Source organism: Psychrobacter urativorans (assembly GCF_001298525.1).
Lineage (GTDB): Bacteria > Pseudomonadota > Gammaproteobacteria > Pseudomonadales > Moraxellaceae > Psychrobacter > Psychrobacter urativorans_A.
In genome coordinates this window covers 1,481,259-1,495,804 of record NZ_CP012678.1, presented here as the reverse complement: position 1 = coordinate 1,495,804, position 14,546 = coordinate 1,481,259, and the positions used below count along the sequence as shown (strand labels likewise).

At 41.4% G+C, this 14,546-nt stretch carries 11 protein-coding genes; 9 read left to right on the top strand and 2 right to left on the bottom strand.

What is annotated here, in order from left to right:
- Positions 1 to 159: 159 nt before the first annotated feature.
- Positions 160 to 1,602: a chromosomal replication initiator protein DnaA gene (gene dnaA / locus AOC03_RS06470; protein ID WP_062534345.1), complete on the bottom strand. Its 1,443-nt coding sequence runs from the start codon at positions 1,600 to 1,602 to the stop codon at positions 160 to 162.
- Between the two features lie 611 nt (positions 1,603 to 2,213).
- Here dnaA and rpmH point away from each other — a divergent pair.
- From rpmH to AOC03_RS06430, 8 genes are all read left to right on the top strand, one after another.
- Positions 2,214 to 2,348: a 50S ribosomal protein L34 gene (gene rpmH, locus AOC03_RS06465; protein ID WP_007394757.1), complete on the top strand. Its 135-nt coding sequence runs from the start codon at positions 2,214 to 2,216 to the stop codon at positions 2,346 to 2,348.
- Between the two features lie 214 nt (positions 2,349 to 2,562).
- Complete coding sequence (rnpA, locus tag AOC03_RS06460; RefSeq protein WP_062534343.1) at positions 2,563 to 2,934, top strand: ribonuclease P protein component; 372 nt, start codon at positions 2,563 to 2,565, stop codon at positions 2,932 to 2,934.
- A gap of 1 nt (position 2,935) precedes the next feature.
- Complete coding sequence (gene yidD / locus AOC03_RS06455) at positions 2,936 to 3,313, top strand: membrane protein insertion efficiency factor YidD (RefSeq protein ID WP_062534341.1); 378 nt, start codon at positions 2,936 to 2,938, stop codon at positions 3,311 to 3,313.
- 194 nt (positions 3,314 to 3,507) lie between these two features.
- On the top strand, positions 3,508 to 5,199 hold the full coding sequence (yidC, locus tag AOC03_RS06450; protein WP_062534338.1) for a membrane protein insertase YidC: 1,692 nt from the start codon (positions 3,508 to 3,510) through the stop codon (positions 5,197 to 5,199).
- Positions 5,200 to 5,453: 254 nt separating this feature from the next.
- Positions 5,454 to 6,848: a tRNA uridine-5-carboxymethylaminomethyl(34) synthesis GTPase MnmE gene (gene mnmE / locus AOC03_RS06445; protein ID WP_062536562.1), complete on the top strand. Its 1,395-nt coding sequence runs from the start codon at positions 5,454 to 5,456 to the stop codon at positions 6,846 to 6,848.
- A 125-nt stretch (positions 6,849 to 6,973) separates the two neighbouring features.
- Complete coding sequence (gene nrdR / locus AOC03_RS06440) at positions 6,974 to 7,441, top strand: transcriptional regulator NrdR (RefSeq protein ID WP_062534335.1); 468 nt, start codon at positions 6,974 to 6,976, stop codon at positions 7,439 to 7,441.
- Between the two features lie 181 nt (positions 7,442 to 7,622).
- Positions 7,623 to 8,678, top strand: coding sequence for a bifunctional diaminohydroxyphosphoribosylaminopyrimidine deaminase/5-amino-6-(5-phosphoribosylamino)uracil reductase RibD (gene ribD / locus AOC03_RS06435; RefSeq protein WP_062534334.1), 1,056 nt, complete (start codon positions 7,623 to 7,625; stop codon positions 8,676 to 8,678).
- Positions 8,679 to 9,209: 531 nt separating this feature from the next.
- Entirely contained in the window at positions 9,210 to 9,893 is a 684-nt protein-coding gene (locus AOC03_RS06430) for a riboflavin synthase (RefSeq protein WP_062534332.1), read from the top strand.
- A 54-nt stretch (positions 9,894 to 9,947) separates the two neighbouring features.
- On the opposite strand, the gene AOC03_RS06425 is transcribed toward AOC03_RS06430, so the two are convergent.
- On the bottom strand, positions 9,948 to 12,944 hold the full coding sequence (locus AOC03_RS06425) for a hybrid sensor histidine kinase/response regulator (protein ID WP_062534330.1): 2,997 nt from the start codon (positions 12,942 to 12,944) through the stop codon (positions 9,948 to 9,950).
- 435 nt (positions 12,945 to 13,379) lie between these two features.
- Here AOC03_RS06425 and fmt point away from each other — a divergent pair, with 435 nt between their 5' ends.
- The gene (gene fmt, locus AOC03_RS06420) at positions 13,380 to 14,459 is read left to right on the top strand and encodes a methionyl-tRNA formyltransferase (RefSeq protein ID WP_084785792.1); all 1,080 of its coding nucleotides are present in this window, start codon (positions 13,380 to 13,382) and stop codon (positions 14,457 to 14,459) included.
- Positions 14,460 to 14,546 lie beyond the last annotated feature (87 nt).

Sequence of the window (14,546 nt, the reverse complement as noted above, 5' to 3'; positions counted from 1 at the left end):
ATTACTCTTAATTGAATTGTTCTTTTAATGATAGCTTAATGACAGCCTATTGACGGTGGCTTGTATAAATATTTGAGATTTGGCCCATTATAAACCATATTCGCCAGTCGCAACATGGAAGTCACAACACAATGGTATTTTAACTCGCACCCATTTTCCCTACCCCGCTTGTAGCATCATCGATAATGATTTGTAGTCTTTATCAAATGCAGGATCGGCGGCACGTAGTTCGGCAACTTTATCACAAGCATGCATCACTGTCGTATGATCACGACCGCCAAATGACTGTCCAATATCGGGAAAGCTATTGCTGGTCAGCTCACGCGATAGCGCCATCGCGATTTGACGTGGACGCGCAATACTACGCGTCCGTTTGCGTCCCATAATGTCTTTGATTGTCACATCATAATACTCAGCGACAACTTTACGAATATTAACCATATTGATGGCTTGAACGCGCAATGCCACAATATCCTTTAATGCATATTGCACCATTTCAAGTGTAATCGGTGCTCCCGTCAAGTTGGCATTAGCAAATACTTGATTTAAAGCCCCTTCTAAGCGCCTGACATTAGAAACAACATTTTGCGCAATAAATAACGCACATTCTTTTGGAAGTATCATGCCAAAAGAGGCGGCTTTTTTCTGTAAAATCTGCACACGCGTATCAATCTCAGGCGGCTCAACGGCAACCGTTAAACCCCAAGAAAAACGTGAGCGAAAGCGCTCATCAAATTCAGTCATTTGCGAGGGGTGACGGTCAGACGCTAAAATAAGCTGTTTATCCCCACTGGTGAAATCTGCAAATAACGTTAAGAACTCATTACTACTTTTAGTTTTACCAGCTAATACATGAATATCATCAACAATTAATAAATCTACTTTTTTAATTTTCTTTTTAAAATCTTCTATTTTATTATTTCTTAAAGAATAAACCAATTGGTTAATAAAATTCTCAGAAGTAAAATAATAAAAACTCTTATTATTTTTTACATAACGATCTGCTACCGAATGCATTAAATGCGTTTTTCCCAAACCAGAAGGTCCATATATAAATAATGGATTATGGCGATTTTTTGACTGGCGTTTACTCAGCTCGTAACAAGCTTTGTAGGCCAAATTATTCGATTTACCCGTAACAAACGTCTCAAACGTAAAATCTGGGTTGAGGTAGCTTAACGATTTGGTATCTGCATCGACAGATACAGGCAGTATAAGGTCAGCGTTGCTATTAAGGCTATTTTTAGTAGCTTGAGATATTGAGGCAGGGGAGGGGCTATTTGTATCGAACAGAGCATCAGATACGTAAGAATTATCCTCTAACCCTTCATGGCTTGTGAGCGCACTATGGTTAGTATTATCGACACGTACTACAACTTCTTCGATACTGCCTTTACTATGCTTAGCGACCAACTGTTCGATATCATGTAAATGATTTTTTTTGATATACGCCACAAAATAATCATTTGGTGCGCGAACAATAAGCGTCTGCATCTCTTGATGTGCTGAGAGCGGTCTTAACCACATAGTAAAAACATTATCTTTAACGCTATAACGTAGGTCTTCTAAGCATTTACTCCAAAGCGTTGCGGTGTCTATCATGAAAAATGCGAACCTCTTAGCCAATAATAATTAATTTATCGTGACACTCATATTTATAGGGTGTAACAGACCATAACAACGTCTACACCTAAAAAAATCAGCGATCTAAAATAGTTTTCAAACCAGGCGCTAATCTAACACAAATACCCTGTGGATAACATCCTATTTTCTGTGGATAACCTTGTGGGTATTTTTACGGATGATTTCCAATCAGAAGTTATCCCTATTTGACCCACAGTTTATCCACAGGTTTACCCATATCATAAATTATTGATTTTAATAACAAATACCTACTTAACCACAGAAAAAACACTCCCTAACAACAACAATATCTATATATATATAAATTATTATTATTATTGAAATTCAAATTGTCTGTGGATAACTTCATAAAAAAGGGTAATATTCAATGGCTCTACTGGATAATGAATACTTTATAATAAAAATTATTGCCGATAGGCTTACTTATAAACTAATATAAATTCTTACTAAAAAAGATACGTAACTGTTGATTAAATATATTGAGATAAATTAGTTTATTGACCCAAATTAGTGGTAGTGATATAATCCTGCGTTATTACAAATTTAGTCCATTATTTGATAGGTGAGTTATGAAACGTACATTCCAACCAAGCGTGATTAAACGCAAGCGTACTCACGGTTTCCGTGCTCGTATGGCAACTAAAAAAGGCCGTCAAGTACTAGCACGTCGCCGTGCAAAAGGTCGTCATCGTCTTACCGTATAGTTTAATAAATCGGTAATAACACGCGATCTCCATGGTTTAAAGTGCTTGTTATACGTCTATCATAACTTAAATGAGATTTTATCTATTTATAGAGTGTTAGCAATAACTATGACACCGCCATATATCAAAAGCGCCCACATCGGCGCTTTTTTTGTCTCTATATTTTGTTGAGCTTATTCTACCCCTTACAATAGCCCTTATTCTAGGTTGTACTATGCCCAATATATGCCCAGCTATACATACTGCTCGTTTTACTAAAGAACAGCGCCTACTGAAGCCTGCGGCCTTCCGTGAGGTATTTGATGCCCCTGAGCGTAAGCTACACCAAAGCCATCTATTAGCTTTCGTCCGCACCAATGATTGCAACCAACCGCGCATAGGAATGGCTATTACTAAGCGCAAAGTACCTACTGCGGTTGCACGTAATGTCATCAAGCGCCAGATTCGTGAGCAGTTTCGAGTACAAGCTGCTCAGTTAGACAATAAAGATATTGTTTTTATTGTTAAAAAATCTATTGATGATCTTTCTAAAAAAGATTTAAAAAATCAGATTAATAATATTTTTAAAAAATTAGAAAAAAAATAAAATGATTTTATTTAAAAATATAATAAAAAAATTTTTCTATGATTTATTAATAAATATAATTAATTTTTATCAAAAAATAATTAGTCCAATAACTCCTGCTCGCTGTAGATATTATCCAACGTGCTCAAACTATGCGAAACAAGCATTACAGTGGCACGGCGTCAGTGCGGGTAGCTGGTTATCCTTAAAACGTATTGGTCGCTGTCATCCACTCGGTGGACATGGTATTGATTTTGTACCGTTACCTTTGGCGTCTTATACTTATTATTATGTGAATGTAGAGCTGTCATTAATAAAGTATCCATCGATTAAATATGACACTATTTATCGTGATAACTATAGTTATGTGGCTCTCTTGAATCACTTAATGAAATCGTAGGAAATTTGGCGTTTTATGGATGCTATGTATGGCTTAGCGGCTTATCCATACTGTTGGTATCATTTAAGGTGGTTTTTTAGTAAAATGGTGACCATTTTATGTCAATGACTGCTCACATTGTGGCTAAGATAGAATATCTGCCCTCGACATTCGGTTATGACACACGCCCTAATTTTTCACTCTAGGATAGGTTTATGCAAAAGATATTTCGGGTGATGATCATCATTGCGATGCTAATCACCGCTTATCTACTGATTTTAGCATGGCGAGATGATTATGCTGATGCGCCTGCTGTAGATGCAGTGCCAGAAACTGTTGCTTCAGTAGGCAGTGATATTCCGTCTACTACGGGTGCGGCTGGTGATCTTCCAGTACATCCGCTTCCAACTGATAGCGGTGTGGCAGTAACAGCAGCAGGCGCGGTTGCTAAAGACGCTGGACTTATCTCAGTGACGACTGATCGCTACGATATCAAAATTGATCCAGCTGGCGGCGACATCGTTTATGCTGCTCTTAAGCAATATAATGCGACGCTCGATAGTAATACGCCTTTTGTATTGTTAGAAAATGATAGCAATCGTGTCTATGTGGCTCAGTCTGGTCTTATCGGTAAAGACGGTATTGATACAGCGGAAGGTCGAGCTAAATACAGTCATACTGCCAATAGCTACAACATGGAAAAAGGGCAGCAAACGTTATCGGTACCACTGACTTATCAAAAAGACGGTGTTACAGTTACTAAGACCTTTACCTTTACTCATAATAAGTATCCTATTGATGTCAGCTATAAAATCCAAAACGTCTCTACGCAACCGTGGCAAGGTCAGTTATTCGCCCAGTTAAAGCGCGATAACAGTAAAGACCCTGGTATGTCGGATAAAGGGGCGCTGAGCATGGCCACTTATCTGGGTGGTGCTTGGGGTACGCCTGATGATCCATATAATAAGCTGAAATTTGGTAAGTTTAATGATGGCTCTTTGACTGTAACCAGTGATAAAGGCTGGGTTGGCATTGTGCAGCATTATTTTGTATCCGCATGGACACCAGAGAATTTTACTGGCAAATTCTTTAGCCGTGAGTCTGGCGACGATTATTTTATTGGTTTTAATAGCCAGCCGATCAATGTCGCGCCCAATAAGCAAACAACGCTGAGTGCAACGCTATATGCAGGACCAAAAGTACAGTCTGAGCTGAAAGATGTTGCTGTTGGTCTCAATAAAACGGTAGATTACGGTCTGTTGTGGCCAATATCGAAAGTGCTATTTGCCGTACTGGATGGTATTCATAAAATCATCGGTAACTGGGGTTGGTCAATTATCCTATTGACGATTTTGGTTAAGATTGCGTTGTTGTGGTTCTCTAATAAGAGTTACTACTCAATGGCGAAGATGCGTGCCATTGCACCGCGTCTTGCAGCATTAAAAGAAGAACACGGCGACGATCGGATGAAGATGTCGCAAGAAATGATGGGCATTTATAAAGAAGAAAAAGTCAATCCGATGGCAGGTTGCTTGCCTATCCTGCTACAAATGCCAATCTTCTTAGCCTTATATTGGGTGCTTGTTGAAAGTATTGAGCTGCGTCATGCGCCATGGATATTATGGATACATGATTTATCAGCGATGGATCCGTGGTTTATTTTACCACTACTGATGGGTGCTTCTATGTTCGTTCAGCAGCAGCTGAATCCGCAGCCTACCGATCCTATGCAAGCTAAAGTCATGAAATTCTTACCAATTATCTTTACCGCATTTATGTTGTTCTTCCCTGCAGGTTTGGTGTTGTACTGGACGGTGAATAACTTATTTAGTATGACGCATCAGTATATCGTCAATAAGAAAGTACAAGAAGAGCAGAAATTACGTACGGTTAAAGTTCTTGATTAATCATCAATGATAGGCTTCAATCAATAAAAAACCATCGCGCTTGCGGTGGTTTTTTTATGGAAAAATTAGGGTCACGTTTGACGGTTACACTTAAAAGAGTAATAAGTCATGAATAAAGGTTATTTGTGACAGCCGAAAGATTGTTTTGTTAGTCTGCACGTAGCCGTCTATAATGGAGTTTTTCGCTATTGAGAGTAGATGTGGATTCTATCGCAACGGCTGCAACGCCAACTGATTCATTAGGTTTCTCTGGGCTGTCCAATACATCTGGATTGACGACGATTGCTGCTATTGCCACGCCAATTGGTCGCGGTGGGGTGGGTGTCATACGTTTATCAGGTCCAAAAGCGTATGCGATGGCTTGCCAGTTAACGGGAAAATCCGCTTTTACGCCAAGATTGGCTAGCTTCTGCCGTTTTTATCAAGCGGATGGTACGGTGATTGATGAAGGGCTGGTATTATATTTTAAAGGACCGCATTCATTCACGGGCGAAGATGTGATTGAGCTACAAGGTCATGGTGGCGTCATCTTACAAAATCAGCTATTGGCGCGGGTGTTTGAGCTGGGCGCAAAGCAAGCGGCAGCGGGTGAGTTTTCATTTCGTGCTTTTGATAATGATAAGTTAGATTTGGTGCAAGCTGAAGCTATTGCTGATGCGATTGATGCCACGAGTGCCGCTGCCGCTAGTAGTGCGATTCGTTCCTTGAGCGGTGAGTTCTCACAAAAAATTAATCAGCTATTAGAACAGCTTATTCATTTGCGTCTGCATGTTGAGGCGGCGATTGATTTTCCGGAAGAGGAAGATGTTGATTTCTTATCGGATGGTGTGATTCAAGATAAGCTCGAACAAACGCAAGAAAAAATACAACAAGTCTTAGCAACTGCTAAACAAGGTCAGCTCTTGCGTGACGGCATTCACGTGGTATTGGCAGGTAGACCCAATGCGGGTAAATCTAGCCTCCTTAATCGTCTGGCAGGTCAAGAGCGCGCCATTGTCACCGATGTGGCGGGTACGACCCGTGATACGTTGCAAGAAACAGTGGTACTCAATGGTTTAACGCTGCATTTGACCGATACCGCAGGGTTGCGTGACACTGAAGATACGGTAGAGCGGATTGGGATTGCACGCGCTCGTACCGCCATTGCTCAGGCGGATATGCTGCTGTTGGTTTATGATGTGACCCGCGATGTTGACTCTGGCGATACGCCTTTACAACTGGCGGAGCAACTGTTCGGTGAGTTGCCTGCGTCTAAACGCTTGTTAATTATTGCCAATAAAAGTGATTTATTAACCAATGCTCTCACTAGCAGCACGATAACGGCTATGGAACAGCAAGGCTATGAACAAGTACATGTTTCATGTGAAACAGGGGCGGGCATAGAACATTTAATCGCCGCGTTGTGTGCTAAAGTAGGCTTTCATCCGCCTGAAAATAGCTTGATTGCGCGTACGCGCCATCTTGATGCGCTACGACGTACCGCGGATTATTTAGCAGAAGCGCATGAACAGTTGACGGTATTTCAAGCAGGAGAATTGGTGGCCGAAAGTTTACGCCAAGCACAGCATAGTCTGGGCGAAATTACGGGTGCTTTCAGCGCTGATGATTTATTAGGAAAGATATTTAGTAGCTTTTGTATTGGGAAATAAAGGTCATTAAGCAAAATAACGGTCTGTATTGATGTTTTAGCAGTGATGACTTGCTTCAACGCTGCTCACGATTAGAGTTATTATTAAACACACACACTATCTATCAACAAAAAAAGGAGGCGAGTATGCATTGTCCTTATTGTAATGCTTCAGAGACGAAGGTCATTGACTCGCGCCTTGCTGCTGAAGGCGCACAAGTGCGTCGGCGCAGAGTCTGTAGTGGTTGCCAAGAGCGTTTCACTACTTTTGAGATGGTCGAAGTGGTGATGCCGCGGATTATAAAATCCAGCAGTAAAATTGAGCCGTATGACAATGAAAAATTACGGCGTTCGATTCAGTTACCGCTGCAAAAGCGTCCGATTACCATTGACGAGCAAGAGGCGATGATTAGCCGTGTTGAAAAGCGAGTGCGGCAAATGGGTGAGCGCGAAATCAGTAGCAAAGTGTTAGGCGAGATTATCATGAGCGAGCTTAAAACGCTTGATGACGTTGCTTATGTGCGCTTTGCCAGTGTCTATCGCGACTTCCAAGATATTGATGCTTTTCATCAGGAAATCGCTAATATTCGCCCCATTGATAAAAATACGCCTTAAACTTATTAATCAATAAAATTAACCTTAAAATTGCATATTATTTGATTTCAATTGTTTTTTTAAAAGTTATTTTTTAATAAACCTCTTTAAGATTTATATATATTTTAATGCTATTTAATAATTCTTATCCTTTTTATCTGCTTTTTAATACTCAGCTATTCCTCTATTAAGTGTGATTCTTATGTCTATTTCCACTCATGCTCAAGCCGCCCAAGATCGCTATTTTATGATGCTCGCTATCGAGCAAGCAAAACAGGGACAATACACCGCCAGACCCAATCCGGCGGTAGGGTGCGTAATCGTGCAAAACGAGCACATAGTGGGACAAGGGTTTCATCCACAAGCAGGACAGCCGCATGCCGAAGTATTTGCCCTCAAAGATGCGGGTGCGCAAGCATTTGGTGCGACCGCTTATGTGACGCTTGAGCCTTGTAGTCATACTGGACGAACACCGCCTTGTGCGTTGGCATTAATTAATTCAGGAGTTAAGCGCGTCGTCATCGCTGGTCTTGACCCTAATCCGCAAGTAGCAGGACGCGGGGTTGCTTTACTTGAGCAAGCAGGTATTGAGGTGACGGTTGATATATTAACGGCGCAAGCGGAAGCCTTAAATCATGGCTTTTTAAAGGCGATGCGGACACAGCTGCCTTATGTACGCCTGAAGATAGCGACCAGTTTAGACGGTCGTACAGCAATGGCGACAGGTGAATCTAAATGGATTACCTCGCCAGCCTCACGCGAAGATGTACAAAAACTGCGTGCTAGAAGTGGCGCTATCATAACGGGCAGTACCACCGTGATGACTGACAATCCGCAGTTAAATGTACGCTCTCATCAATTAGGCGTGGTATTGGAAAAAATTCCTAATCCTATGGTCGTGGTGCTCGATAGACGCGCGCGCTTAGCTTATGATGTGCAGTCTGATTATCACTTATGCCGCTGTGCAAAGACGCTGTATTGGCGTGAAGATAATTTGCATGAACTACTAACTACCTTAGTCAACGATTATCAATGTTATGACGTCTTGGTAGAGGCGGGCGCTAGTGTGGCGGGTAGTTTTTTAAGCCAAAATTTAGTCGATGAATTAATTGTGTATCAAGCGCCTTGCCTACTCGGGTCGCAAGCGCGTGCGATGGTTGATTTTAATCCTTTATCATTAGCGCAGCAGCTACGATTTGATTGTTATAGTCACGAAACAATCGGTGCTGATTTGAAACTTACTTTGCTGCCTACCTAAAATTTTCTTAGCATAGACAAACTGTCTGTGCATAATTATTGAATTACCCGCATATTTATTGAGTGCTCCAATCAATGTGAATAACTAAATATTTGTCATTAGGTTTCACATGGAACTGTGTATAACTTAACGATTTAGTGTTTCACATGAAACGTAAGATTCAATAAAAAGTGCGCACTATTTAAAATAAAACCTTATTAATCATAGCTTTATATGATGATCAAATATTAATATTTACTGCATTTTTTTATTCGATATCTTGTGGATAACTTCATAAAAGGCTGCTTTTTACAGTAAATCAGTCTACCTAACAATGACTTATCCACAGCTTATTGTTTTATATCTTATAATAAGTATGAAAATTAACACTTATTATCCAAAATACATTCATAAATAACCGTCACTCGATGGGTAGATATAAACAGAACAATCAATCGTAGTGATTGATAGATTGTATGATGCCTGCAAGCAGGTGGTGTTAAGCTAAACAGCGTGGTTCACAAACGATAATTATCATAAAAAGAGGTTGAGATGTTTACTGGAATTATTGAAAGCGTGGGTAAAGTTAAAGCCATGCAGCCTGTTGGTGGTGACATTCGCTTGGTGATAGAGTCTGATAGCTTGGATTTCAGTGATGTATCATTAGGTGACTCGATTGCGTCGAATGGGATATGTTTGACCGTCGTTGATTTGGGCAGTCACCATTATGCTGTCGATGTTTCACGTGAAACTATTGCGCGTACGGCATTAGAAAGTCTAAAAACAGGTGATATCGTAAATTTAGAAAAGGCGATGCTACCGACTACCCGCTTTGGTGGGCATATTGTTGCCGGACACGTCGACGGCGTAGGCGTGGTGCGCAAATTGCAGCAAGACGCGCGTTCGATATATATTGAAATTGAAATTCCACAAGAGCTGGCGCACTATACGGCGACCAAAGGTTCAATCACGCTTGATGGTATCAGTCTGACCACCAATTTAGTCCGTGATAATATTGTCTGTTTAAATATCATTCCGCATACCGCGCAAGTGACCAATATTGCTAAGTATTGGTTGGTTGGTAATAAGGTCAATGTTGAAGTGGATATTGTGGCGCGTTACTTAGAACGACTGTTAAATAAGACGCAAACAGGTACGATGAATGCGGACAGTATGGCAAGCCCGAAAAGCCAAATTACAGAAGCATTTTTAGCTGATAATGGCTTTATGAAATAAAAGCTTGTTAGTTAAGGTTTAATCTTCAATCTTTGACCTTTAAAAAATTCGACATTAACGGTTTATAAATCGTTGTAACACTGCTTGTAGCTGCTCTTTATTGATTGGCTTGGTTAAAAATTCGTCCATGCCGACGGCAAGGCAAGCCTCGCGGTCATCGTCACTATTATTAGCGGTCAGCGCGATAATAGTGATATTGTCGCCTTGCGTGCGAATAGCTTGCGTCGCTTGCAGACCATCCATCACAGGCATGCGGCAGTCCATAAGAATCAGTGCAAACGCTTGCCGTTGCTGCTTTAACTTCTCCAAAGCTTGCAGCCCATTTTCTGCGACTACGCTATCATAGCCAAGTCTGCTTAATAATTTACAAGTAATTTTTTGGTTGGTCAGATTATCTTCTACCACTAAAATAAGTGGCTTATTAGCGTTATTATTAGCAATATCGTTGGCAGTCGTTTCCTTCTCAGCTGGCAACTCATTATCTGCATGCTGATTAACCTTAGTATGTTGACTATCAATACCTCGATTAACACTGCTTTTATTATCAACATCTTTATCGTTGCTAGAGTTGGCAGTATCATCAATGGCTAAAGTTTCGAGTGTCGGTTGGGTCAGGCGCATAAGCTCGGATAGTAAGCGGGTGATGTCTAAAGGTTTGCTTAAAAAACCATCAAAATGATCCAACAATGCTGAAGGAATACTACGTTCAGGCTTCATGCTGAGCAAAATTTTTGGCAACCTTGTGGATTGTATCCAGTCATAAAAATCAATATGCAGCACATCGTTTTCAGTAGCCTTATCAGCATCAGCATCAGCATCAGTAGCCGTTTGGTCGCGCTGTATCGATGTGACGGATGGTAATGCTACTTCCTCATTTATAACCGTATTCGTCGTCTTACCCTCTGTATTTGCAAGATAGTATTCATAGTCTATTAGTAAGACGGGCGCGTAAGTTTGAGGGTGTTGCGCCAGCTGCTCAGTAAGTGATTGCACAGCGGCGTTATCAAAAGTGCTATAGATGGTGGCACGAATAGATAACTGCTGACACAAGCGCTGCAAATAGGTGGCGCTAATGCTGTGGTTGACGATGGCAATCAGGTGAACCTGCTTGAGGCCGTCATGAAAATGGTATATCGGTTGATAAGTCGGCTTGTGCATTGGTAAATATAAGTGAAAGCAGCTGCCGCTACCTTTTTCACTCGTCAGTTGAATAAAACCACCCAATAACTGCACAAAGCTGCTTGATATGGCTAATCCCAGTCCAGTGCCACCGAATTGCTCACTAATCTGGGCGTTGGCTTGATTAAAATAAGCAAATATCTGACTCTGTTCCGTTGCACTAATGCCAATACCGGTATCTTGTATCCTAAAGTGTAACCAAGTCTGTTGTGTGTTAGTGGCGTTCTCAAGCGATTGGTTATCGGCAGATGACGCTGAATCTGTTGCAGCCCGACTAAAGCTTGCACCTTTTAGTCTATCGTTGATAATTAACTGTATGCGCTCATCGCTGATAGGTTCGACAGTCAGTGCCACATAGCCTGAGGGGGTGAATTTCACTGCATTATCAAGCAGGTTTTGTATGATTTGACGTAAGCGGTTGGTATCGGTATTGATATAGCGTGGGCAAGTGGGCATAAAAAAATATAATAGCTCGATACCTTGATGGCGAGCATTGCCGACCATTAAATCAGTGACATGTTGGCTTAATTTAAAAATATCAACTGGCTCTTGAACAAGCTGCAGCTTGCCTGCTTCAATTTTTGCCATATCCAGCATATCGTTGAGCATCGCCAGCATTGAGTGGCTGGATTGCATTAATGTGGAGAGTATCTCTTGCTGTTTGGCAGATAAAGCGCGTGGCTCTATTAAATCAAGCGTACCGATAATGGCATTTAATGGGGTGCGCAGCTCGTGACCTATCACGACTTTCAGTTGCTTCAGCTCTAGAATTTGTTGATGTTGCTGCTGCTGTTGCTGTTTTAAGTTGGCGTTTTGGGCAACCAGCTCATTGACGTTATTCAACATGACGGTAAAGCCGTGAATTTGTCCATGATCACCGAACCATGGGCTGAGATGTAACTGATACGCTTGTTTATCTTCTAAGCCATAGACCAGTAAGGTACGGGCAACTCGCTGTGAGTCAATTTTCTGTAAGTGCTGCTGCGTGGCCTTGTCGCTACCAGTCACAAAATCGGTGAGCATATAGGTGACATCGCGCTGAAAAACGGTGGTGAATAGTTGCTCAAAACGCTGATTAAAAAAGCTAATATGTCCTTGGCGCATAATCATGAGCATGGGCAGTGGGGCATGATCAACCAAGCGTTCAAGGCGGTGACTGAGCGTCTTAATACGTCGATGCTTATGGTGTAACTGATAGCTGATGCGGCTTAAAGTATGTCCTAAACGCAAAAACTCAATAGTGCTTTTTGCTTCATCGAAAGGTGGTGGGGTATAAGTCTCTTGTGTGCTCGTGGTTAAATTATCCGCGTATAGCAGCAGTTGTTCCCAATTATCACGGCGCTTTAGCATATATAACAGTGCAGTAATAAACAGCATGATTGCTGTCATGAGGGGTAGCCAATATTGATAGGATATCAAGTTGACCTGAAGCGGCTGATGGCGTAGAACAATGTAGAGTCGTTGTCCATTTTTAAGATTGAACATGCCCATTAAGTTGCTACTGGTCAGCTTATAAGTGCTCGTGGTATCCGCAGTTTGTGATTTAATATTAGGAAAAGAGACGGTGGTAAATTTACGCTCATTCGGACGCGTATGTCTGTAGATATACGTTTGACCAGAGGGCAGCATCAAAATCAACTGATAGCTGATATTTTGAAAAATAGGTCTAGCCAGTAATTTTTCAATGTCATGGTCTGTTATGACACTAGGTTCAGAAAACTCGTGTCCTAGGGTCTCAAAAACGGTTTGACTGTGTTGTTCTGTATTGGATCTGAGTATGACAAACATCATGGCATAATATAAGACCAACATAATCAGCAATGTCAGGGAATAAAAGATAAGTATGCGTTTTAATGATTGAAACTGTTGCATCGACCACGATCCTGTATCTATACACCATCTATTGACTACAATTATTGATGACCAGCATTAATTATGACAACTATTAATTATGACAAGCATTGACTACGATATTAACAATATAGCTAAGCATCGTTTGCAGGTAACTTATGAATAACATGACTAAGCTGTGAAGGTAACACGGTTTGCGGCTGGGAATATCAGCTAAAATGTAGTTTACACTTAACGTTAGAACTTATCTTTGATAACGATTATTAATAATGAGTCTAAATAGGGATAGTGAGTCTAAATAATATATTCGCGTAAAGCTAGGCATTATTAGCGTTACTTATTATGCTATATTGCTGACATGGCATAAGCGCATAAATTTACCTATAATGTGTTGCTTGCTAACCCTTCATATATTAAAAATTTATCAACACTACCTATTATGGTGCTATAACCCCAATGACTTCTGATTTAACGATATCAACCGATAGCTTACCCACTAATTCGTCTGCTATAAGTGTCTTGCGTCCATTACGCGTGGTATTTGCAGGCACGCCTGAGTTTGCTGCTATTAGTCTTGAGGCTCTCATCAGTCAGCAAGACGCGCTTAATATCGATATTGTTGCGGTCTACAGCCAGCCGGATCGCAAAGCAGGACGTGGGCAAAAGCTAGCCGCATCGGCGGTTAAGCAAGGGGCATTGGCACATGACATTCCCGTTGAGCAACCCGCGACCTTTAAAAAATCAAGTGAAGAAGGGGTTGCGGCTAGAGAGATTTTACAAAATTATCAGCCTGATGTGATGGTCGTTGCTGCTTATGGGCTTATTTTACCCCTTGGTGTGTTAACGATACCGACTTATGGTTGCCTTAATATTCATGGTTCATTATTGCCGCGCTGGCGTGGTGCAGCGCCTATTCATCGGGCGCTATTAGCCGGCGATGCGGAGACCGGCATTACCATTATGCAAATGGATAAAGGTCTAGATACCGGTGATATGCTCTATAAAGTGAGCTGTGCTATTGAGTCAGATGACAGCGCGGCAAGCCTACATGATAAGCTAGCAGCATTGGGCGCGACGGCTATTAGCACGGTGCTACAAGAATTACCCTACTATCAAGCACAAGCCACTGCGCAAGATGACAATGCCGCTAATTATGCCGAAAAGCTGATTAAAACAGAAGGTGAAATTGATTGGGCACAATCTGCGGCTCATATCGAGCGCCAAATTCGCGGCTTAACGCCGTGGCCGGGCGCGTATACTTTTTTAGATGGTCAACGCGTTAAGATTTTAGCCAGTTTGCCTGTCAATGACACGCAGCGAACCGATAAGCCTGCGGGCACCGTTATCAGTGTCGGGCGTAAAGCGATTTTAGTGGCTTGTGGCGTTGATAATAAAGTTGGTCATAATGACTTACAAGCCAGTACCTTAGCGATAACCACTCTACAATTTGCTGGTAGCAAACCCGTAAGCGCTGAGCAAATCTGTCACGGTAATCAGCTGAATGATGGAGACCAATTCACAGCTGATATTACTTAATGATTCAAACAAACATTTAAACAAAAGCTTCAAACTAATATTTAAACCAATAAGCCCAACGCAGACGCTGTCATTTGGCGCACAGGA